Origin of the sequence: Streptomyces capitiformicae, from assembly GCF_002214185.1 — a bacterium.
In the GTDB taxonomy this organism is placed as follows: domain Bacteria; phylum Actinomycetota; class Actinomycetes; order Streptomycetales; family Streptomycetaceae; genus Streptomyces; species Streptomyces capitiformicae.
Genome location: NZ_CP022161.1, coordinates 5,254,342 through 5,276,260 on the forward strand (window position 1 = coordinate 5,254,342; position 21,919 = coordinate 5,276,260).

Below are 21,919 nucleotides of genomic sequence, written 5' to 3' on the forward strand. Positions count from 1 at the left end.
TCCCGCTACCCATTGTGTGCGCGACATAACATCCCGTGAGGAAATGATCGACACCCGCGGGCTGCAGAAGGCGAGAGAAATGATTGCACGAAGAGGCGTGCTCGTAGCCGGGGCCATTGGCGGGACGGCCCTGGTCCTTCCAAGCTCTAATGGGGCGGTGGCACTCCCGAATGGGACCGTGGTGGCCCCGGGGGCCGGATCTGTCGGCAAATTCCCAGTCCCCACCCTGGACCCCACAACCATCCCGAAATACGTCACCGACCTGGTGATCCCGCCGGTGATGCCGATGGCTCGCCACTCGCAGCGTCACGACATCGACACTTACGTCATCGGCGTCCGGCAGTTCAGCCAGCAGGTATTGCCGCCCACTCTGCCGTCCACCACCGTATGGGGATACGGCTCACTCGGGGACAACAACACCTTCAACTACCCGTCGTTCACCATCGAGGCCAGGGTCGATCAGCCTGTCCGGGTCACCTGGGTGAACGATCTCGTCGACGACCAGGGTCGTTTCCTCCCGCACCTGCTGACGGTCGACCCCACCCTGCACTGGGCGAACCCGCCCGGCGGCAATACCGGGCGCGATTCCCGGCCGACGTTCACCGAGACGCCGCCTCCGTATGATGGACCCGTGCCGATCGTCACTCACCTGCACGGTGGGCATTCCACCGAGGAGAGCGACGGCTACGCCGAAGCGTGGTACCTGCCATGCGCGAACAACATTCCTCCTGGATTCGCCACCGTGGGCTCGTTCTACAACGAGTTCCGGGAGGAGTTCGCCGATGAGCACGGCCTGAAGTGGGAGCCGGGTACCGCGACCTTCCAGTACGCCAACCGCCAGCGGGCGGCGACCCTCTGGTTCCACGATCACACCCTGGGTATGACCCGGCTCAACGTGTACGCCGGGCCAGCCGGGTTCTATCTGCTGCGCGGCGGCGAGTGTGATCTGCCCAAGGGGGCTCTGCCCGGGCCGGCGCCCGCCTTCGGCGATCCACCGGGCACGCGGTACCACGAGATCCCCCTGGCCATCCAGGACCGCTCGTTCAACTCAGACGGCTCGCTGTTCTACCCCACGAGCCGGGAATTCTTCGACGGGTTCCCAGGGCCGTACATTCCCACCACCGATGTATCGCCCTACTGGAACCCCGAATTCTTCGCCAACACCATGGTGGTCAACGGTCGGACATGGCCGAAGCTCGAGGTCGAGCCGCGCCGCTACAGGCTGCGCTTCCTCAACGGATGCAATGCCCGGTTCCTGATCCTGAAGATCGCGGACAATCCGACCGCCCGGCCGGCCCAGTCGGCTGTACCGTTCTGGCAGATCGGCAACGAGGGCGGGTTCCTGCCCGCACCGGTGCAGCTGGAGCAGCTGCTGTTGGCCAACGCGGAGCGGGCCGACGTCATCGTCGACTTCACCGGGATTCCGGAAGGCACCGAGCTGTACCTCATCAACGAAGGACCGGACGCGCCCTTCGGCGGCCGGGGCGTTCCCTTCGACGCGGCGGATCCGGACACTACCGGGCAGGTGATGAAATTCGTGGTCGGCCCGCTGGTGAGCAAGGACAAGAGCGTCCCGCCGGACAAGCTCAAGTTGCCCAAGATCAGGCCACTCGGCTCGGCGAGCGTCACCCGCCGGCTCTCCCTCAACGAGGTGACCTCAACCAACGTCCCCCCAGTGCTGCCTGACACACCGGTCGAGACCTTGCTCGGCACGGTCGACTCCGCCGGCAATCCGGTGCTGCTCGGCTGGGCCGACCCGGTCACGGAGAACCCGAGGCTGAACGCGACCGAAACATGGGAGCTGTACAACTTCACTGCAGACGCCCACCCGATCCACATCCACGAGGTGGCGTTCGAGGTGGTGAACCGGCAACCGTTCAATGGGCCACCCGTTCCGCCGGAGAGCTGGGAGCGTGGCTTCAAAGACACCGTGATCGCTTATCCGGGAGAAATCACCCGGGTGAAGGCAACGTTCGACCACCCTGGTCGCTTCGTCTGGCACTGCCACATCGTCGAGCACGAGGACAACGAGATGATGCGGCCGTACCAAATCGGAGGCAGGCACAAGAAGGACCACTGACACGTCTGCGCCTGTGGTCGGTCACAGCAGTCGGGCGACCACGGAGGCGGTCTCCGCATACAGCTACGGCCCGTGATAGCGAAGGGGGTTACGGCGACGTGGTGGCCTGATCAACTTCGTTTGGCCTCCTGTGTGACCCCTGCGCACGACAGAGCGCCATTCGCTCAACACACGCGAATGGCGCTCTCACCTGTCTGGGGTCACGGGGGTTGAACCCACGACCTCTTCGTCCCGAAGCAACTTGGGCTGGGCCTTCATCTTGGGTTGCTGTGCTTCTCAGCTGCGCTGATGGTCCGCTGGCGTCCGTGCTCGTTCGCCGCTGTGCGTCGGCGTTGTCACGCAGTTACGTAGGTCGGTGGAGTCTTGACCTCGCGTGCCGGGACCTCGACGCGCTGTACCCGGACCGCCATCTGTGGGCCTGGGCTCACATGCTCGGCTTCCGCGGCCACTTCTCCTCGAAGTCCCGCCGGTACTCCACCACGCTCGGCGCTCTCCGCCGGGCGCGCGCCGACTTCCGCGCCGCCCAAGAGCGTGACCCCCTCGGCCTCGACGACCACGAGCCGGAAACCGTTCTGGTCCTCGCCGACTGGCAGTACGCCGGGCATGGCCACACCCTGGTGAGTCGGCGCTCGCCGCCACCATCGCCCGTGATCTACAGCTCAACCGCGCAACCGCCCGCGAAGCGCTCGCCGCGCTGCCAGATGAGAGGGAGTGGTGACCATGCCGACCCGACTGCCTGACCGCTACCTCACGCCTGAGAACCTGGTTGAACTCTTCGAACTGCCCAGCGTCGAAACCGTCTACCAGTGGCGGAGGAAGCGCATCGGTCCTCGGGGATTCCGGGTAGGCCGGTACATCCGGTACGACCCCGAACACGTGCGGGCGTGGGTCAAGTCCCAGATGGAAGGGGCTGCCGCCTGAGGGCCGGACACGTTCAAGATCGGTGGTACAAGACCGTTCCCGGCCCGGACGGCAAGACCGTCAGGGTCAAGACCGACCGCTAAGGCATCGGCCACCGCTACCGCGCCCGGTACGTCGCGCCGGACGGCTCCGAGAAGTCCAAGAGCTTCCCGGACAAGCAGAAGCGCAAGGCCGAAGCCTGGCTGTCCAACATCGAAGCGGACATGTCCCAGGGGCGGTACATCGACCCGGCTGCGGGCTCGGTGACCTTCGCGCAGTACGCCAGGGAATGGATGGCGGCGCTCACCATCGACCCGGTGACCCGCGAGAGCCTGGAGATCAGGCTGGGGGTCCACGCCCTTCCGTACCTCGGTGATCGCCCCATGGCGGCGTTCCGGCCCTCGCACCTGCGCGCGTGGATGCGACAGCTGGAGGCGACAGGACGCGCGGCCTCATACCGGCGGTCCATCTTCGCCAACGTCTCGGCCGTGTTCACGGCTGCCGTGGAAGACCGGATTATCGCCGAGAATCCATGCCGGGCCCGCTCGGTCCGGGCGCCCTCCCTCGACGGGCGCAAGGTCAAGCCGTGGTCCGTCGAGCGGGTCATGGCCATGCACGAGGCGCTGCCCGATGCCTACCCGGGGATGGTGTCGCTGGGCGCAGGCTGCGGCCTCCGTCAGGGACGCCGACGTACCCCTCGGGCGCGCGAACGGCATGCACGCCCTCCGCCACTTCTACGCCTCCGTGCTCCTGGACGCGGGGGAGAGCATCAAGGCCCTCAGCGATTACCTCGGCCACCACGACCCCAGCTTCACGCTCCGCACGTACACCCACCTGATGCCGAACAGCGAGGCCCGCACGCGGGCCGCCGTCGACCGGGTCTTCCGGAACCCGGACAGCGCCGATGACGGCCCCGATACGGCCCACGGGGCAAGCTGACCCCCTGACCTGCACCGCAATCAGAACAGCCACAACTGACCCACGGCCCACGTGCCCGGTCCCGAACGATCCCGAAAGTCCCCACGTACGAGTTATTCGGCGTGACCTTCGGACGGTGCAGGCAGATGAACGGGTGGACCCAGCGTCCGATCAGAAGCCGAACCGACGAAATGAGGGGCCGAGGGATGCGGAAAGACCGGGCGAGGACCGTGGCGCGAGTGGCCACCGGGGTACTGGCCACGGCGGTGGTCTGCTGGCTGCCGACCGGGGCCGCGCACGCCGACGAGACCAACAAGAACTCGCACAACGGCCCCCGGATCGGGCTCATCAACGTCGGGCAGGTCGACGACCCGGCGGAGGACGTGCTGGAGCACACCCTGTTGTTCGGTAACGGGTACCGCTGGGGCTGATCCACCATTCGCTTCGGGGCCCGTACGCGTTCGCGCGCGTACGGGCCCCGAACACGTTTCCGGGATTTTCTTCGCCGTGGTGGCATAGCGGGAGGCGGGTCGGCTCGTCACATGGGGCACAGGGGGCGGGACACCGGGCTCCCCGAGGAAGAGAAGGTGACGATGGATGCCGCAGGGCAGGAGAGTTTCCGGGAGTTCGTGGCCGGGCGGTCGTCGGCGCTGCTGAAGACGGCCGTACTGCTGAGTGGCGGGGACCGGCACGCCGCGGAGGACCTGCTGCAGAACGCGCTCATCAAGGCGGCCGGACGGTGGCAGCGGATCGACGAGCCCGAGGCGTACGTACGGCAGATCCTCTACCGGCAGCAGGTCAGCCGCTGGCGGCTGAAGTGGCGGCGCCGGGAGCTGACCGTCGCCGAACCGCCGGAGAGTGCCGGCGCCGCGGACGGGGTGGCCGGGGTGGAGCTGCGGCTGGTGATGCGCGGCGCGCTGGCCCGGCTGACCGCACGCCAGCGGTCCGTGCTCGTGCTCCGCTATTTCGAGGACCTGCCCGAGGCCGAGGTGGCCCGGATCCTCGGATGTTCCGTCGGGACCGTCCGGTCCACGACCCACCGCTCGCTCGCCCGGCTGCGCGAACTCGCGCCCGAACTGGCCGCTCTGGGCCCCGCCGCGGTCGAACAGAAGCCGTCCGCTGACTTCTCGCCCGTGGAGGTGCGTCCGTGAACGTCGATGAACTGGTGCGTGACGCGCTCCGCGAACAGGCCGAAGAGCAGTCGCCGCTCGGCGCGGGCTTCGCCGACCGGGTGCTGGCCGTCCGGCGGCGCCGCCGGAACCGTACGGTCGTGGGTGTTGCCGCCGCCACGGCCGCGGTGGTGGCCGTCGCTGTGGGGGTGCCCGCGCTGAGCGGCGGCGGGGAGGAGGTACGACCCGCCAGCGAGATGAACAAGAGCGACATCATCGCGCACCCGGACCAGTCGCCGCCGAGGAACATGATCGCCGCGGGGGACACGGCGCTCGCCGCGTTCTTTGTGTACGACAGCGTCAAGCAGCCCAACGGCGACAACATCCGCACCCGTACCTACGGGCTCCTCGACCAGAAGACGGGCAAGTACAGCAAGGTCAAGTGGGCCTTCCTCGACGTCGCGCCCGGTATGCGCACCGCGGCCGTACTGGAGGGCGAACTGCCCGCCAAGCGGATCGGGTTGCTCGACATGATCACGGGCAAGGTGGACCGCTGGATCCCGGTGGACCACGGTGTCGCGTCCGTCGAGTTCTCCCCGGACGGGCAGAAGCTGCTTGCGACGACCTACTCCCGGAACCCCGACCGCAACTTCGCCGACCATCCGCAGAAGGTCAACGGCAAGGAGCAGCCGGGCCCGGTCGCCAGCCGGACCGGGTTCTCCGTCGTGGACCTGGACTCGGGCAAGGAGAAGTGGAATAAGGCGCCGCACTGGAAGGACGAGTCGGGCTTCTTCTTCAACAGCCGGGACGACTTCCAGTGGAGCCACGACGGCGAGACCGTCTGGTCCGACACCGGCGAAGAGCCGTTCAAGGAGTTCTACGACCTCAACGGCGACAAGACGGGCATCCCGGAGTCCGAGAGGTACGTCAGCCACGCCAAGGCCGGGCTGTCCCCGAGCGGGAAGCTGATCGGGGGCGAGTTCGCCGGTCGCGGCGAGGAGATCTCCTCCGAGATCGTCGACGCCCGCACCGGCGCGAGGGTCACCACCGTGCCGGGCCAGCAACTGCTCGCCTGGGCCGACGACGAGCGGGTCATCGCCTGGGGCTGCGATCCGAAGAGGTGCAGCGGTAAGGGCGAGTTCCGCAACCAGCTCATCCTGCTCACCATCGGCAGCGACAAGGTCGTCCAGCTCAGCGACTTCCGCAAGGCCTCGGCGGACTATCCCGGCCGCTGGGAGCCGGTCTTCGCCGAACGCTGGAGCTGACCTGACCTGACCTGAACGGCGGCCCCTATACCGTCGTCAGTTCCTTGTACGCCCTTTGCAGCCCGTCGGCCGTCTCGCGGTCGGCGGGCCGCAGGGGTGCGCGGACCGGGCCCGCGGGCAGGCCCAGCCTGCCGAGCAGTGCCTTCGCCGTCACGGTGCCGGGCAGGCCGGAGGACATCATCAACTCGGTGAGGGGGATGGTCCGTCGCTGGAGCCGGGCCGCCCCGGCGGTGTCACCGGCGTCGAACGCGTCGATGATCGCCCGGAAGTGCCGGGGCGCCGCATTCGCGACCGTACTGATGTAGCCCGAGCCGCCGATCGCGTACAGCGCGAGTACGTACTCGTCGCAGCCCGTGTAGTAGGCCAACTCCGTCTCCGCCAGCACCTTCTGGGTGCCGAGGAGGTCGTACGCGCAGTCCTTCACCGCCACGATCCGGGGGTGGGCCGCGAGCCGGATCATGGTCTCCGGCTCGATACGGGTGCCGGTGCGGCCGGGGATGTCGTACAGGGCGACGGGGAGGCCGCAGGCGTCGGCGAGCTCGCGGAAATGGGCCTCGACCGCGTCCTGCGGGGGCCTGCTGTAGTACGGCGTCACCGCCAACAGACCGTCCGCGCCCGCCTTCTCGGCCGCCCGGGCGAGCTCCACGGTGTGCAGGGTGTCGGCGGTGCCCACGCCCGCCACGACGCGGGCCCGGTCACCGACCGCCCCGCGGACCGCGCGGATCAACTCCGCCTTCTCCGTGTCCGACGTCGTCGGCGACTCACCCGTCGTACCGGACAGCACCAGCCCGTCACAGCCCTCCGCCACGAGCCTGTCGGCGTGCCGCTGGGCACCGTCGAGATCGAGCGCACCGGTCGCGGTGAAGGGCGTGACCATCGCGCACAGGGCACGGCCGAAAGGGAAGGAGGTGGGGCGTGGAGTCGTCATGGGGGTAGTGTCGGCAAGCCGACGGTGTAGCTCCACTTAATTCTTCTACGAGGTATTGGTCAGCTCTGCTAACAGGATGGGCGGCCGAGGCGCTGCTGTGCACCGCCGACCAGCGTGCGGCCCTGCTCCTGGAGTTCTCCGTCCTCGGCACGGGGAGGTCTCCGTCCTCGGCGCTTTCCGGACTCAGCCGGCCAGAGTGGGGGAGCGGGGTGCCGGGCCGTCGCCGCAGGGGTAGCGCGGGGCGGGCGGGGTACCCGAGGTGTCCCGATATGTGAGGAGGCGGGACACCGTGACCGGAACCACCCAAACCAGGCCCGCGCCGTCCGTGCCGTCCGCGCCGTCCGTGCGTTCCGGACCCGGCGGGCACAACGGCCACCACTCCGTGGGACAGCTGGTCGGGCAGGCCACCGAACAGCTCTCCCTGCTCGTACGGCAGGAGGTCGCCCTCGCGAAGGTGGAGCTGGCCCAGAAGGGGCGGCGCGCGGGTCGTGGCGGAGGGCTGCTCGGCGCGGCCGGCGCCGTCGCGTACGTCGGGTTCATGACCCTGGCCGGTGCCGGGGTCGCCGCAATGTCCCTGGTGGTCGACGTGTGGGCCGCCGCGCTCATCGTGATGGGGGTGCTGTTCGTGATCGCGGCCGTACTGGCCGCTGTCGGGCGTGCCCAGCTACGGCGGGCCACACCACCCACGCCGGAGGAGGCCCTGCACAGCGTCAAGGCCGATGTGGACGAGATCAAGGGAAGGGCACGGCGATGATGATGGCCATGGGAACTTCCGGCGGTCCCAAGGAGCGGGTCGGCGCCAAGGGACCGGATGAACTGCGGAGGCAGATCGAGATCACGCGGAGCCGACTCGGGGACACCGTCGAGGAACTGGCCGCCAAGGCCGATGTGAAGGGACGGGCCCGCGCACGGGTGCACTCCGTGCGGGAGCGGGTGCCCCGGCAGGCGGTCGCAGTCGGCGGAGCCGGGGTGGCCGCCTTGGCCGCCGGGCTCTACGTGTGGCGGCACCCCACCACGCCTCCTCCGGCGCCACCACCACTGGCGCGGCTTCGACGCCGGCTGCCGTCCTCGCGCTCCTTGAACGCGAGGGGACGCCGGCTGCCGTCGTCCTTGCGTTCCCTTGCCCCGAGGCGACGCCGGCTGCCGGCACTGCGCTCCCTGAACCCGAGGCAGTGAGTATGGCCCCAGCGCAACGGCCCGGCATTCCGACAGTGCGGACGGGCGACGACGAAGCCGTGGGCGACGGGGCCCGGGCGACGACGAAGCCGTGGGCGACGGGGCCCGGGTGACGTCGGCGCCCCGGGGGGTGACGGCAGCTGCCGAACCCCTTGTCCCGCCGGTCGGTTCGCACAACGAGTGGGATCCGCTGGAGGAGATCGTCGTGGGGCGCCTCGACGGTGCGACGATCCCCTCCGACCATCCGGTCGGGACCTGCAACATCCCACCGTGGGCGGCGCGGTTGCAGGGGCTCGCCGCAGGCTTCAAGTATCCGCGCCTGCTGATCGAGCGGGCGCAGCACGAACTCGACGCGTTCGTCGCCCTCCTGGGGGCCCTCGGGATCACGGTCAGGCGCCCGGACGCCGTCGGCCACGGGCGGCGCTTCGGCACCCCCGACTGGTCGTCGCGCGGCTTCTACAACACCTGTCCGCGCGACAGCATGCTCGTGATCGGCGACGAGATCATCGAGACCCCGATGGCGTGGCCGTGCCGGTACTTCGAGACCCACTCCTACCGGACGATCCTCAAGGACTACTTCCGGCGCGGTGCCCGGTGGACGGCGGCACCCAAGCCGCAGCTGACCGACGAACTGTTCGACTCGGACTTCCGCGTCCCCGAGGCCGGGGAACCCATGCGGTACATCCTCACCGAGTTCGAGCCGGTGTTCGACGCGGCGGACTTCGTACGCGCGGGCCGCGACCTGTTCGTGACGCGCAGCAACGTCACCAACCGCATGGGCATCGAGTGGTTGCGCCGCCACCTCGGACCCGGTTACCGCATCCACGAGATCGAGGGCCGCTGCCGCACGCCGATGCACTTCGACACCACATTCGTCCCGCTCGCGCCCGGCAAGGTACTGGTCAACCCCGAGTACAGCGACGTCGACCAGCTGCCCGACGTCCTCGACGGGCGGGACGTCCTGGTCGCCCCCGAACCCAACCGGCTCGACGAACGTCTGCTCAGGATCACCTCGATGCGCGGCATGTGGCTCAGCATGAACGTGCTCATGGTCGACGAGAAGCGGGTCATCGCGGAGCGGCACCACACCGACATGCTGCGCGCGCTGGAGACCTGGGGGTTCGAGCCGATCCCGTGCGACCTGCTGCACTACGCGCCGTTCGGCGGCTCGTTCCACTGCGCGACCCTCGACATCCGGCGGCGCGGGACGCTCGAGTCCTATTTCGGCTGACCCTTCGCGGCAGACGCGGCAGACGCGGCAGACGCGGCAGACGCGGCAGACGCGGCAGACGCGGCAGACGCGGCAGACGCGTGCGTCCGACCCTCTCGTCGGGCCCGCAGCCGTGGTGGCCACTTGCGGGTGTCCCGGGGCTCCACGTAAGGCTCTTCCGTGGCGGGTCGGCCCTGGACGATGGCCTGTTCGCGGGAGAGTTCGGCGTCGAGTTCGAGGCCGAGGAGGATCGCGAGGTTGGTGAGCCAGAGCCAGACGAGGAAGACGACGACGCCGGCGAGGGTGCCGTAGGTCCTGTTGTAGGAGCCGAAGTTCGCGGCGTAGAGGGCGAACCCGGCGGACGCCGCCAGCCAGATGAGCGTGGCGAGGATTCCCCCCCGGGCTGACCCAACGGAAGCCCCGGCCGCGGACGTTGGGCGCGGCCCAGTAGAGCAGCGCGATCATCAGGGTCACCAGGAGCAGCAGAACCGGCCACTTGGCGGTGTTCCACACCAGGACGGCCGTGTTGCCGAGCCCGATCGCCGTGCCCGCGCGCTCGGCCAGCGGACCGGTGAGCACCACGATCAGCGCGCTCGCCGCGAGCATCAGCATCAACACCAGGGTCAGGGCGACGCGCAGCGGTGTCAGCTTCCACACGGGCCGGCCCTGCGGCAGGTCGTACACCGCGTTGGAGGTGCGGATGAACGCGGCCACGTAGCCGGAGGCCGACCACGCCGCCGCCACCAGGCCGACGATCGCCAGCACACCGCCGGTGCCGCCGCTGCCGCTCAGCTGGACGACCGCGTCCCTCAGAATGTCCCGCGCGGGGCCCTGCGCCAGGTCACCGATGTTGTCGAGCAGCCGGTCCGTCACGCTCGGCCCGGCCACTCCCAGCAGCGACACCAGCACCAGCAGCGCGGGGAACAGCGACAGCACGCCGTAGTAGGTGAGCGCCGCCGCCCGGTCGGCGAGTTCGTCGTCCCCGAACTCCTTGACCGTACGCCGTACCACCGCCCACCACGAACGCCTGGGCAGGCTGCCGGGCCCGTCCGGCCCGTTGCCGGTCCCCGGCCCCGGCCCCGTCCTCGCCGACTCGTCCTCCGGTCGTTTCTCGTCCATGATCAGCCGGGTTTCCCGGACAGGGATCGTGAATCGAGCCCTTGACCTGAAGTTTGGTCGAGGTTGAAGGGTGGGGGTGCACGCACCGACCAGCGATCACCGGAGAGCGACATGACCCGCCGTACCACCGCCCACCCCGCACCCGACCGCCCCGAGGTCGGGGCGCCCTTCTTCAGCACCTGGCGGGTGGGCACGCCCTTACGGCAGCGGCAGACCGTGGAGGCCATCGCCGACACCTGGGAGCGGCGACCCTGGCCCACCGAGGGGCTCCTGGGGTACTTCGTCTACGCCGGAGAGGACGGCACCGACCTGCTGCACTACTCGCAGTGGGTCGACGAGCAGGCGTACGAGGCCTTCGTGCGGACGCGGCGACAGGAACGCAACGACGAGATCGACACCGCCGTGCCGGGCATCGAGCGGGTGTGGCTCGGGCGGTACCGGCACTACCGCAGCCTCACGGGTGACGTCCGCGGAGCACGCGTCCCAGGGTGCGTCGTGATCGTCGACGTCGAGTTCGACGGGCCGGACCCGGCGCGGCAGCGCGCCTGGGTGGACGCCGTCGAGGAGGCGCTGGCCGCCGAGCCGAACCCCCATCCCGGCGGCATCTCCGCCCACTTCCACCTCGGCACCGACGGCACCCGCGTCCTCAACTACGCCGAGTGGGAGAGCGCCCAGGACCACATCGACGCGCTCGCCGTACCGGGCGACGGCGTCGGCTCGGCCACGGGACTGTGGAAGCGCGTCCAGACCTGGCCGGGGCTGAAGGGCAGCACCGTGAGCCGCTACCAGTACGCCCTCGGGCTCGTCCCCGACTGATCCGGGGCAGACGACCGACTCGGGCTCACCGAAAACTCCAACCGTCTGGACAAAAAAAGTTTTCGGTGAGACGGTGGAGCCATGTTGGACGTCACCGTGATCGAGGACCCGGAGGCCGCGGCCGTCTCCCTCGACCCCATACGAGCTCGGCTGCTCGCCGAGCTGGCGCTCGGGCCCGCGTCGGCCGCGATGCTGGCCGACAAGGTCGGGCTGCCCCGGCAGAAGGTGAACTACCACCTCAAGGCGCTGGAGCGGCACGGCCTGGTCGAGCTGGCGGGGGAGCGCCGCAAGGGGAACGTCACCGAGCGGCTGATGCGGGCGACCGCCGCGTCGTACGTCATCTCGCCGCTCGCCCTCGCCGCCGTACAGCCCGACCCGGACCGCTTCCGGGACCAGCTCTCGGCCCGCTGGCTGCTCGCGCTCGGCGCCCGGCTCGTCCGCGACGTCGGCACGCTGATCACGGGCGCGGCGAAGGCCCGCAAACGGCTCGCGACCTTCGCGCTCGACGGCGAGGTCACCTTCGCCTCGGCCGCCGACCGGGCCGCGTTCGTCCAGGAGTTGACCGCCGGTGTGAGCGCCCTCATCCGCAAGTACGACGCCCCCGACGCCGAGGGCGGTCGCGGTCACCGGATCGTCGTCGCCGTCCACCCCACGATCACTGAGCCGGCCCCGGCCGCCGAACGGCCCGCCATGCCCACCAGCACCAAGGAGTGACCGCCATGTCCAAGGAGTTCGAGATCGTCCGGGAGTTCGAGGTCGACGCCTCACCCGAGCAGGTCTGGGAGGCCGTCACCGCGGGCACCGGCGGCTGGATGTGGCCGATGGAGGAACCCGAGCCGCGCGAGGGCGGCAAGGGCCCCTTCGGTTCCACGGTCACCGCCTGGGACCCGCCCCACCGCTACGTCAACCGCGTCGAGAACGTCGAGGACATCGCCGAGCAGAGCGCCAACCAGCTCGACTACACCATCGAGCCGCGCGAGGGCGGCAAGCGCGCCTGGGTCCGGTACGTGCACAGCGGCATCCTCGTCGAGGACTGGGACAACCAGTACGACGCCGCCGACAAGCACACCGACTTCTACCTGCACACCCTGCGCGAGTACCTGACGCGCTTCGCGGGCCGCCCGGTCGCCTTCGCCACCTTCGAGGACGGCCCCGAGGCGTCCAAGTCCGCCGCCGCGTTCACCGCCGTGGGCCGTGCGCTCGGCCTCGCCGACGACACCGCCGAGGGAGCGAAGGTGCGGGCGCGAGGGCCGGAGGGCCAGGCCTTCGACGCCGTGGTCGACTACCGCAACCCGTACTTCATCGGGCTGCGCACCGACACCGCCCTCATCCGCCTCTTCGGCCGCAACCACTGGGGCTACCCGGTCGGCATCAGCGTCCACGACTTCGCGCCGGACGCCGACGGCAAGGCGAACGAGACCGCCTGGCGCGGCTGGCTGGACGGCGTGTTCAGCGCCTGAGCGAGCCTCTTCGGTGACATGACCCGAGCCCTTCGGGGATATGACCCGAGCCCTTCGGGGATATGACCCGAGCCCTTCGGTGACATGACTGAGCCCGGCCCTCCTGACGAGGGCCGGGCTCAGTGACGTAGTCCTACGGGCGGAACCGCAGCACCGACGGGTCGTGGTCGCTGATCTGGTCGTGGAACTCCGAGTTGATGTGCACGCTGTCGTACGTGTACGCGCAGGAGCGCCGGATCGACGGGCTGATCAGGATCTGGTCGAGGACCTGGGCGTTGCCCTGGTAGACGTACGAGTAACGCTCGCTCTTCGGCAGCGACTTGACCGCCGACCACAGCGCGCCGTCGTCCTCCAGCAGCTTGGCGGTGTCGGAGAACTCGAAGTCGTTGATGTCGCCGAGGGCGATGACGTTCGCGTTCTTCTGCGTCGCCAGGATCTCCTTGACGAACGTGTTCACCGCGGTCGCCTGGAGGTGGCGCTGGGTCTCGGAACTCCGCGTCGGCGGCTGGAACTGCGAGTGCAGCGCCTGGTCGCCGCCCTTGGACGCGAAGTGGTTCGCGATCACGAAGACCGACTTGCCGCGGAAGACGAACTCACCGACCAGCGGCTTGCGGCTGTTGGTCCAGGCGGCGTTGGCCGGGTCGATCCGGCCGGGGGAGACGGTCAGGTGCGCCTTGCCGTACGCCTTCGTCACGCCGACGGCGGTCGTGGCGTCGCCGCCCGCGCGGTCGGTGAAGGAGACCCGCTCGGGGTTGAACAGGAACACCTGGCGGATGTTGCCGCCGGGCTGGCCACCGTCCGCGAGGTCGACGGGATCGATGGAGCGCCAGTCGTACGCCGGGCCGCCCGCCGCCGCTACCGCGTCGACCAGCTTCTTCATCGTCTGGTCCGCGGCGACCGTGCCGTCCTTCGTGGCACCGTTGTTGTCCTGGATCTCCTCCAGGGCCACGATGTCGGGCGACTGCAGGTTGTTCACGATCGCGGCCGCGTGGTCGGCGAAGGTGTCGTCGGAGGGGTCCAGGTTCTCGACGTTGTACGTCGCCACCGCCAGCTCGCCGCGCGTCTGCTTACGGGTCGTCTCGCGCTCCAGGCCGCCCTGCTTCAGCGTGCCGATCTGGTTGGCGACGAGGGTGTAACCGCCGAACTGGCTGTAGTCCAGCGGGCCCGTGGTGGTGCCCGTCAGGGCGTCACCGACGTTCGCCTTCGGGAAATCGGCGACCGCGCCCAGCGACTGGATCTGGAGGCGGCCGGTGTTCTGGGAGTCGTAGGACCCGTAGACCGTGCCACCGCGGCTGTTGCGGTTCTCCCACGGCTTGACCGTCACCCACAGCTCGGTGAACGGGTCGGTGGCGGTGACCACGCGGGCGTCGGCGACCTGGACGTTCATGCCCTCCAGGGATTCGTAGTGGTCAAGGGCGTACTTGGCCGGGGCCAGCGGCAGCGCGTTGATCGAGCCGTTCGCGGCGGTGTCGCCGGCCGGGGTGTACCGGGCCGGCACGGACTTGGCGTCGATGACGGTCGCGGCCGGGACGGCGTTGCCCGTGGAGACCACGGTGATCGTCGGCCGGGTGATCTGGGTCACCGACTGGTTTCCGGACGAAGTGCCGCCCGGCACGAACTCGCCGACCGTGCCCGCGACCGCGACCGCGTCGCCCACGGAGACCGTCGGCCGGGAGCCGGTGAAGACGAAGACGCCCTCGCTCGTGGCCGGGCTGTCGTCCGCCCGCGCGTCCTGGATCCAGAAGCCGCGCGACGAGCCGTAGGTGCGTACGCCGGTGACGATGCCCTCGACGCCGGTGACCTGTTGGCCGACCAGCGGGGACGTCCGGGTCGTGCCCTGGATGTCGTGGATGCGTATGGAGTCCGCCTCGGCGGGCGAGGTCAGGACCACGGCGGACACCGTGGAGCAGATGGTGGCGACGGTCAGCGCGCCGATGCGCGCGGTTCTCTTGCTGGGCAAGGGGATCCCTCCGGGGACGTACGTGAGCGCCGGGACGAGGGTGGACGGGGGTGGCCTGCGACCGGTGGGGCGGTGCGACGCGCGTAGAAATCGGGCAGCGGTGCCTGTGGGCAGGCTCGGGGGCGCCCCGGAGCTACCCGTGAGTTTCTACGCGCGTCAATCTCCTGCCTGGTCAGGCCAGTTGTCAAGGTTTCAGCCATGTACAACTCCTGGCAGGTACATGAACCAGGCGGCATGGGTGGAAATCCGTCTAGGCTGAGCGGCTGCGTACTGGTACGTGCGTCACTGGTCGGCCCTGCGTCGGCGCTTCCCGTTTGCTCGTCATTTGCTCGTCATTTGCTCGTCCGGAGGAGAACCCCACCGATGTCAGACAGCTCGCCACTGCCGCCGGTGCGGCTCCCCTCCGAAGCCGAGCTGGCACGCGACGCGCTCGCCACACCGCTGCTCTCGCGTGCCGCGCGGCTCGCCCGCTGGGCCGGGCCGGACACACGAGTGGGTGCCGGGGGCGAACTCGTCGACGAGCAACTCCCGGCCGCCGCCGAGGAGCTCGGCCTCACCGGGGAGGACGCGGCGGCCTTGGCGAGCGAGGCCTGGCGGGTCGCCGTGGACACCGGGCTCGTCGAGGTCGTGGACCCCGGAGAAGGGGAGGAGGGCACGGTCGCCGCGGGGGAGGAACTCGCGCTGCTCACCGCCGGTGGACCGCAGGACGTACTGGGGATCTGGCTCACCGCCGTCGAGGCCGTGCTGGCCGACGCGAGCGTGCCCGACCTCGACGGCATCGTCGACGCCATGGACGCCGGCGGTGAGATCGACTTCTCCGAGCTCGACTGGGACCCCGAGGCCGAGGCGAAGTTCCTCGACGGCGTGCTCGGCAACCTCTACCTCCTCACCGCCAGCGAGGACGGCCCCGGCGACGGGCCGGTGCCGCTGCCCGCCCTCGCCGCGTCGATGATCGTGCCGGACGGCATGGGGGAGCCCACCAACGACGTACTGGAGCAGGTCTCGGACGCGATGATGCGGCTCGACGACCAGTTCCGGGTGCTGGAGCCGATCGGGCTGGTGGAGTATCAGCCCGTGGACGAGGCGCTCATGACGGACGCCGAGGAGGCCACGGCCGCGGAGGGCGCGCCCGTCGTCGACGACCTCGATGTCACGCGGTACGGAATGGTGCGGCTCACCCCGCTCGGGCTGTACGGAATCCGGGCGCGGCTCCAGGAGTCGGGCATCGAGGCGCCCGCGGTCGGGGAATTCGTCGACAAGGGCGCGGACGCGCTGCTCGACGGCACCGCCGGGTTTCCGCCCCGGGCGGCCCAGGCCGAGACCGAGCGGTGGCTCGCCCGCCGCGAGGCGCTGGCGGCGGCGCGGGAGTTGCTCGCCGCCGCGCGCGGCTCCGACTCCGGGGCACCGCTGCGGCGGCTGCGCTGCCAGCAGGCCCTGTCGCTCGTCGGGCCCGCCGCCGAGCCCGCGCTGCGCGAGGTCCTCGACGATCCCGAGCTGGGCGGGCTCGCACGGGTGTGGCTCACCGAGCGGGGGGCCGGGGATGTGCCCGCGCCGTCCGAGGCGATGGTGTTCTGGCTGACCATCGACACGTTGGCCGCGCAGCTGGCGGCCGAAGGGAACTCGGCCGAGCTGCGGGCGCTGGTCGGGGGGTTGGCCCAGCAGCACGGTGGGTTCTTCGCGGCGGCGTGGCGGGTCGAGCACCCGGCGACCGCGGATGTGCTGGAGGCGATGGGGCGAATCCATCCCGACAAGAAGGTGGCGAAGGAGGCCCGCAAGGCGGCGTTCAAGGCACGGTCGCAGCGGCCTGAATGAGCGCCGGGCGTCTCATGGGGTGAGGGGCCGGCCAGGGGCGCTGCGCCGGGTTCATGGAAGCGGGGGATCCGACTTCGTCCCCTGTTCAACCGGCGTTCAGGCGTGGGCGGGACCGTGTGGCGCGACGAACGGGTCCGCCCCTCACGGTCATCCTCCACCGCACGCAGGAGTCAGCATGTCGCTCACCCGCAGGGACTTCGCCAGACAATCCGCGGTCACCGGTGCCGGTGTCGCGCTGGCCGGCAGCGTCGGCGCTCTCGCCACCGCGCCGAACGCCCTCGCGTCGTCGGACACGGAGACGGACACGGACACGGAGACAGGCGCGGAGACGGAGACGGGCGCGGAGACCGACAGCACGGACGAGGGCTCGGCGTACCGGCACGGCGGAGTCGGTTACGGCCCCCTCCTTCCCGACCCGGACGGCATCCTGGCGCTGCCCGCCGGGTTCAAGTACCGCGTCCTCACGTACAGCGGGAAGACCAAGCTGGAGTCGGGCGAGTACACCCCCTCCAACCACGACGGCACGGCCACCTTCGCCGGCCCCCGCGGCACCACCCTCCTCGTCAACAACCATGAGCTGAAGGGCCCCCGCAGCAAGTGGGAGTACCCCGTGCCGCTCACCGAGGGCCTCGTCTACGACCCGGCCGCGTCCGGCGGCTGCACGGTCGTCGAGGTCCGCCGCGACGGCCAGGTGGCCGAGTGGGTCGGCATCGCCGGCACCTCCACCAACTGCGCCGGCGGCAGCACCCCGTGGGGCACCTGGCTGACCTGCGAGGAGAACTCCGACAAGGCCGGCGCCAACGGCATGACCAAGGACCACGGCTACGTCTTCGAGGTCGACCCCATCGACCGGCGCGCCAACCGTGACCCCAAGCCGCTGAAGTTCTTCGGCCGCTACGACCACGAGGCCGTCGTCATCGACCCCAAGCGCGGCCACGCCTACCTCACCGAGGACGCCGCGAACCCCAACGGCCTCTTCTTCCGCTGGACCCCGCCGAAGGGCTTCGAGTACGGCCCCCGCAAGTTCCGCGACCTCGCCGACGACGCGGGCGTCCTCCAGGCGCCCAAGTGCTTCGACTCCGGCGGCAAGTTCGTCGACGACCTCTCCCGCGCCACGAAGATCGGCACGGTCTACGGTGTCGACTGGATCGACGTCCCCGACCGCGACGCGAAGACCGTCGCCGTCCGCAAGCAGTTCGGCACCGACGAGATCACCCGCGCCCGCAAGCTGGAGGGCATGTGGTGGGGCGACGGCGGCGCGTACATCGTCTCCTCGTACGCCCGTGCGGAGAGCCCCGGCGCCGCCCACGACGGCCAGGTCTGGTTCTACGACCCCAAGCGCCGCACCCTGACCCTGAAGGTCCTCCTCGGCGTCAACCCCGACCCGTCCGTCGACGGCGCCTTCGACGGCCCCGACAACATCACCGTCTCCCCCTACGGCGGCATCATCCTCGCCGAGGACGGCGAGGGCATCTCACACCTCTTCGGCGCCACCGACAGCGGCCGCACCTACCCCATCGCCCGCAACGAGCTCAACGTCGGCACCGAAGAGGAGCCCGAGTACAGCGAGTTCTGCGGCGTCACCTTCTCACCCGACGGCAAGACCCTGTACGCCAACATCCAGGACCCGGGCATCCTGCTCGCCATCACCGGCCCGTGGAAGCGGCAGAAGCGGTGACAACCTCCCTTTGCTCGAAGCGGCGCGTGACGCCGACTGACCGTGGGTCGGTTGAGGAACGCCGGTGGCTGTGTACCGGCTGAAGGACGGGGTGAGTGTGGCCCGTATCCCACTGGGGATACGGGCCACACTCTTGTTCGAGGCTCGTACTGACATCTAACATTTCAGTTCATGCAGGCCATACGACCGGTGGGCCGCACCCTGCTCAGGGATCGCGCCTACCAAGCCATCCGGGACGCCATCGTGGCCGGGGAGATCGAGCCGGGGGCGGTGGTGCGGGACGCCGACTTCGCGGAGCTGCTGGGGCTGTCGCGGGGCCCGGTGCGGGAGGCGTTCTCGCGGTTGATCGACGAGGGGCTTCTGGAGAGCAAGCCGCAGAGTTATACGCGGGTGACGCCTGTCGTGGCCGCCGACGTGCGGGACGCGGCCGCCGTGGTCGGGGCCATGCACGAGCTGGCCACCCGGGTCGCCGTGCCCCGGCTGTTCGCGGCGGACGTCGAGACGATGCGCTCGGCCAACGAGCGGTTCGCGGCGGCCGTCCACGTGGGCGACGTCGACGCCGCCCTCGTCGCCGACGACACGCTGCACGACGTCCTCGTCCGGGTGAGCGGCAACCGCGCGGCCGCCGCCACCATCGCCCGCTACACACCTCTCATCCGCCGACTGGAGCGACGGCGCTTCGGCGAGGGCGGCAACTGCCGCTCCGCCGGCCTGCACGAACAGCTGATCGAGGCCTGCGCGGCCGGAGACGTGGACGAGGCGGTCCGCGTCACGGCGGAGATCTGGCGCGGCCTGGCCGAACTCGTCGACGAAGTCGAGAAAGCGGATGAAGTCGATGAAGCGGATGAAGTCGATGAAGCGGATGAAGCCGATGAAGTCGATGAAGTCGACGAAGAGGACCGCTGACCCGAACGGGCCCACTGACTCAGGGAGGACTCCCATGTCCCTTTCTTCCTACGAGCGCTACCCGCTCCTCTTCGGGCCCTCACCGGTCCACCCGCTGGAACGGCTGACCGCGCACCTCGGCGGCGCTTCCCTCTGGGCCAAGCGCGAGGACTGCAACTCCGGTGTCGCGTACGGCGGCAACAAGACCCGCAAGCTGGAGTACCTCGTCGCCGACGCCCTCGCCCAGGGCTGCGACACGCTCGTCTCGATCGGCGGCGTCCAGTCCAACCACACCCGCCAGGTCGCCGCCGTCGCCGCCCGCGCCGGACTCAAGTGCGTGCTCGTACAGGAGAGTTGGGTGGACTGGCCCGACGCCGTGTACGACAAGGTCGGCAACATCCTGATCAGCCGGCTGGTCGGCGCCGACGTACGGCTCGTACGCGCCGGCTTCGGCATCGGGTTCAAGGAGAGCTGGGAACTGGCGCTCAGGGAGGTCGAGGAGAGCGGCGGCAAACCGTACGCCATCCCCGCCGGCGCCTCCGACCATCCCCTCGGTGGCCTCGGCTTCGCCGGTTGGGCCTACGAAGTCGCCGAGCAGGAGCGGGAGTCGGGCGTCTTCTTCGACACGGTGATCGTGTGCTCGGTGACCGGCTCGACCCAGGCGGGCATGGTCGCCGGCTTCGCCGCCCTGGAGGAGGCGGGCGGACGGCCGCGCCGGGTCCTCGGCATCGACGCCTCGGCCGCCCCCGCCCGCACCCGCGAGCAGATCGCCCGAATCGCCCAGAACACCGGTCGACTCATCGGCGTCAAGCGGGAGCTGACGGAGGCGGACGTCGAACTCGACGAGCGGTACCACGCGGGCACCTACGGCGTCCCTGACGAGAACACCCTGGACGCGATGCGCCTCGCGGCCCGCACGGAGGGGATGGTCACCGACCCCGTGTACGAAGGGAAGTCCATGGCAGGCCTCATCGACCTGGTCTCACGCGGCGAGATCGGATCGGACTCCACCGTGCTCTACGCCCACCTGGGCGGACAGCCGGCGCTGAACGCGTACAGCGCGCTGTTCTAAGCAGATCGGGCGAAGTCCGCTGCGGTTCGGCCGCGCCCTGAAGGGGCGCGGGGCGGAACATTCTGCGGCTCCGCCGCGATGGGGGTCCCCCCGCGCGAGCGCAGCCGAGCGTGGGGGAGCGACCAGCCACGACGGCGCCGCAGACGATCGACGGCGTATCTCGGTACTGCCAGCGGAGCGCTTAGGCGCGGCGGACGGACGAGGGGGCGGGCGCGGGCCAGGGGAGACGAGGACGGCTTCCCCGGAGGGTACGAGGGTGGTGGCGCTCCTGGAGGGGAGGAGCGCCCCCATGTCTCTTCAGAGCGCCTGGGCGGCCGGCTTCACCATCCCCCTCACCGTGCGCGACTTCACGAAGTCGCCCATGGCCGTCATCTCCCACTCGCCGGAGAACTGCTTGATCAGCTTCGCCATCATCACGCCGGTCTGGGGCTCGGCGTTGGTGAGGTCGAAGCGGACGAGCTCCTCGCCCGTGGCGGCGTCGAGGAGACGGCAGTAGGCCTTGGCTACCTCGGTGAACTTCTGACCGGAGAAGGAGTTCACCGTGAAGACGAGGCCGGTGACCTCCTGGGGGAGACGACCGAGGTCGACGGTGATGACCTCGTCGTCACCGCCGCCCTCACCCGTGAGGTTGTCGCCGGAGTGCCTGATCGCGCCGCTCACGATCTGCAGCTTGCCGAAGTAGCAGCTGTCGATGTGGTTGCGCTGCGGGCCGTACGCGATGACCGAGGCGTCCAGGTCGATGTCCTTGCCCCGGTACGCCGGCTCCCAGCCGAGGCCCATCTTGACCTGGGAGAGCAGTGGGCGACCGCCCTTGACCAGGGAGACCGTCTGGTTCTTCTGGAGGCTGACGCGGCCCTTGTCGAGGTTGATCTTGCCGGTGGCGGGCGGGGCGGGGGGAGTCGCGGGGGGCATGGGCGGGGCCGGCGGGGTCACCGGGGACTGGATGGTGGGGGCGGGCGGGGTGGCCTGGGGCTGGGGCGGGGTGGGCATCGGGGCGGGAGCCGGGGTGGGTTCCTCCACCGTGACGCCGAAGTCCGTCGCGATGCCCGCCAGGCCGTTGGCGTATCCCTGGCCCACCGCTCGGGCCTTCCACGCGCCGTTGCGCAGGTAGATCTCCACGACCACCAGGGCCGTCTCGGTACCGAGCTGCGGGGGCGTGAACGTCGCCAGGACGCTGCTGTCGTCCGCGTTGCGGATGGTGGCCGTCGGTTCGATGCCCTGGAAGGTCTGGCCGGCGGCGTCCGGGCTGGCCGTGACGACGATCTTCTCGATGCCCGGGGGGAGGGCCGTCGTGTCGACCGTGATCGAGTCGGGGGTGGTGCCGCCGCCGGAGCGGTACGTCACGCCGGGGCCTGTCGGCTGGTTGTAGAAGATGAAGTCGTCGTCGGAGCGCACCTTGCCGTCGGCCGTGAGCAGCAGGCCCGATACGTCCAGCCGCACGGGGGCGGTGACGTCCACCGCGACGCGGGGGGCGGGCAGCGGGATGTTCGAGCCGGGGGTCATAGCTGTCATGCCGGGTGAACGACCCAGA

Annotated in this window: 18 protein-coding genes and 3 pseudogenes; 17 read left to right on the forward strand and 4 right to left on the reverse strand. The window is 70.0% G+C overall.

Annotated elements, in window-relative coordinates:
- Positions 1-43 precede the first annotated feature (43 nt).
- The 7 genes and pseudogenes from CES90_RS23415 (at position 44) to CES90_RS23440 (ending at position 6,272) form a co-directional block, all read left to right on the forward strand.
- Positions 44-2,080, forward strand: a complete 2,037-nt coding sequence (locus CES90_RS23415) for a multicopper oxidase family protein (protein ID WP_208921445.1) — start codon at positions 44-46, stop codon at positions 2,078-2,080.
- A gap of 371 nt (positions 2,081-2,451) precedes the next feature.
- A pseudogene (locus CES90_RS23420) lies at positions 2,452-2,798 on the forward strand (replication initiator); the annotation flags it as partial.
- 2 nt (positions 2,799-2,800) lie between these two features.
- On the forward strand, positions 2,801-3,001 hold the full coding sequence (locus tag CES90_RS49825) for a helix-turn-helix transcriptional regulator (protein ID WP_229913903.1): 201 nt from the start codon (positions 2,801-2,803) through the stop codon (positions 2,999-3,001).
- A pseudogene (locus CES90_RS23425) lies at positions 2,998-3,919 on the forward strand (tyrosine-type recombinase/integrase). The gene CES90_RS49825 and the pseudogene CES90_RS23425 overlap by 4 nt, the downstream one beginning before the upstream one ends.
- A gap of 185 nt (positions 3,920-4,104) precedes the next feature.
- Complete coding sequence (locus tag CES90_RS23430) at positions 4,105-4,329, forward strand: hypothetical protein (protein WP_189783671.1); 225 nt, start codon at positions 4,105-4,107, stop codon at positions 4,327-4,329.
- A gap of 162 nt (positions 4,330-4,491) precedes the next feature.
- Positions 4,492-5,049 (forward strand): SigE family RNA polymerase sigma factor, encoded by a 558-nt coding sequence (locus CES90_RS23435; protein ID WP_189783808.1) that lies wholly within the window; start codon positions 4,492-4,494, stop codon positions 5,047-5,049.
- The gene (locus CES90_RS23440) at positions 5,046-6,272 is read left to right on the forward strand and encodes a WD40 repeat domain-containing protein (RefSeq protein ID WP_189783672.1); all 1,227 of its coding nucleotides are present in this window, start codon (positions 5,046-5,048) and stop codon (positions 6,270-6,272) included. The genes CES90_RS23435 and CES90_RS23440 overlap by 4 nt, the downstream gene beginning before the upstream one ends.
- 25 nt (positions 6,273-6,297) lie before the next feature.
- Here CES90_RS23440 and dapA read toward each other — a convergent pair whose 3' ends face one another.
- Positions 6,298-7,200 carry a 4-hydroxy-tetrahydrodipicolinate synthase gene (dapA, locus tag CES90_RS23445; RefSeq protein WP_189783673.1) on the reverse strand — a complete coding sequence of 301 codons (903 nt, stop codon included), beginning with the start codon at positions 7,198-7,200 and terminating at the stop codon, positions 6,298-6,300.
- A gap of 289 nt (positions 7,201-7,489) precedes the next feature.
- Between dapA and CES90_RS23450 the strand changes: the two genes are divergently transcribed.
- The 3 genes from CES90_RS23450 (at position 7,490) to CES90_RS23460 (ending at position 9,607) form a co-directional block, all read left to right on the forward strand.
- A complete protein-coding gene (locus CES90_RS23450; protein WP_189783674.1) occupies positions 7,490-7,954 on the forward strand; it encodes a phage holin family protein in 465 nt (154 codons plus the stop codon).
- 8 nt (positions 7,955-7,962) lie between these two features.
- The gene (locus CES90_RS23455) at positions 7,963-8,376 is read left to right on the forward strand and encodes a DUF3618 domain-containing protein (RefSeq protein ID WP_189783675.1); all 414 of its coding nucleotides are present in this window, start codon (positions 7,963-7,965) and stop codon (positions 8,374-8,376) included.
- Positions 8,377-8,485: 109 nt separating this feature from the next.
- Positions 8,486-9,607: an amidinotransferase gene (locus tag CES90_RS23460; protein WP_189783809.1), complete on the forward strand. Its 1,122-nt coding sequence runs from the start codon at positions 8,486-8,488 to the stop codon at positions 9,605-9,607.
- Here CES90_RS23460 and CES90_RS23465 read toward each other — a convergent pair.
- Positions 9,595-10,705, reverse strand: a pseudogene (locus tag CES90_RS23465) (YihY/virulence factor BrkB family protein). The gene CES90_RS23460 and the pseudogene CES90_RS23465 sit on opposite strands and share 13 nt — an antisense overlap.
- A 111-nt stretch (positions 10,706-10,816) precedes the next feature.
- Between CES90_RS23465 and CES90_RS23470 the strand changes: the two are divergent.
- The 3 genes from CES90_RS23470 (at position 10,817) to CES90_RS23480 (ending at position 12,981) form a co-directional block, all read left to right on the forward strand.
- Positions 10,817-11,521, forward strand: a complete 705-nt coding sequence (locus CES90_RS23470) for an antibiotic biosynthesis monooxygenase (protein WP_189783676.1) — start codon at positions 10,817-10,819, stop codon at positions 11,519-11,521.
- A gap of 81 nt (positions 11,522-11,602) precedes the next feature.
- The gene (locus CES90_RS23475) at positions 11,603-12,235 is read left to right on the forward strand and encodes an ArsR/SmtB family transcription factor (protein WP_189783677.1); all 633 of its coding nucleotides are present in this window, start codon (positions 11,603-11,605) and stop codon (positions 12,233-12,235) included.
- A 5-nt stretch (positions 12,236-12,240) separates the two neighbouring features.
- On the forward strand, positions 12,241-12,981 hold the full coding sequence (locus CES90_RS23480) for an SRPBCC family protein (protein WP_189783678.1): 741 nt from the start codon (positions 12,241-12,243) through the stop codon (positions 12,979-12,981).
- A 133-nt stretch (positions 12,982-13,114) separates the two neighbouring features.
- Here the strand turns inward: CES90_RS23480 and CES90_RS23485 are convergent, their stop codons facing one another.
- Positions 13,115-14,941, reverse strand: a complete 1,827-nt coding sequence (locus CES90_RS23485; protein ID WP_189783679.1) for an endonuclease/exonuclease/phosphatase family protein — start codon at positions 14,939-14,941, stop codon at positions 13,115-13,117.
- Between the two features lie 363 nt (positions 14,942-15,304).
- Between CES90_RS23485 and CES90_RS23490 the strand changes: the two genes are divergently transcribed.
- From CES90_RS23490 to CES90_RS23505, 4 genes are all read left to right on the forward strand, one after another.
- Complete coding sequence (locus CES90_RS23490) at positions 15,305-16,753, forward strand: hypothetical protein (protein WP_189783680.1); 1,449 nt, start codon at positions 15,305-15,307, stop codon at positions 16,751-16,753.
- Between the two features lie 175 nt (positions 16,754-16,928).
- Complete coding sequence (locus CES90_RS23495; RefSeq protein WP_189783681.1) at positions 16,929-18,431, forward strand: alkaline phosphatase PhoX; 1,503 nt, start codon at positions 16,929-16,931, stop codon at positions 18,429-18,431.
- A 171-nt stretch (positions 18,432-18,602) separates the two neighbouring features.
- Complete coding sequence (locus tag CES90_RS23500; protein ID WP_229913904.1) at positions 18,603-19,337, forward strand: GntR family transcriptional regulator; 735 nt, start codon at positions 18,603-18,605, stop codon at positions 19,335-19,337.
- A gap of 34 nt (positions 19,338-19,371) precedes the next feature.
- Positions 19,372-20,388 carry a 1-aminocyclopropane-1-carboxylate deaminase gene (locus CES90_RS23505; protein WP_189783682.1) on the forward strand — a complete coding sequence of 339 codons (1,017 nt, stop codon included), beginning with the start codon at positions 19,372-19,374 and terminating at the stop codon, positions 20,386-20,388.
- A gap of 297 nt (positions 20,389-20,685) precedes the next feature.
- Here CES90_RS23505 and CES90_RS23510 read toward each other — a convergent pair whose 3' ends face one another.
- Entirely contained in the window at positions 20,686-21,891 is a 1,206-nt protein-coding gene (locus CES90_RS23510; protein WP_189783810.1) for a TerD family protein, read from the reverse strand.
- Positions 21,892-21,919 lie beyond the last annotated feature (28 nt).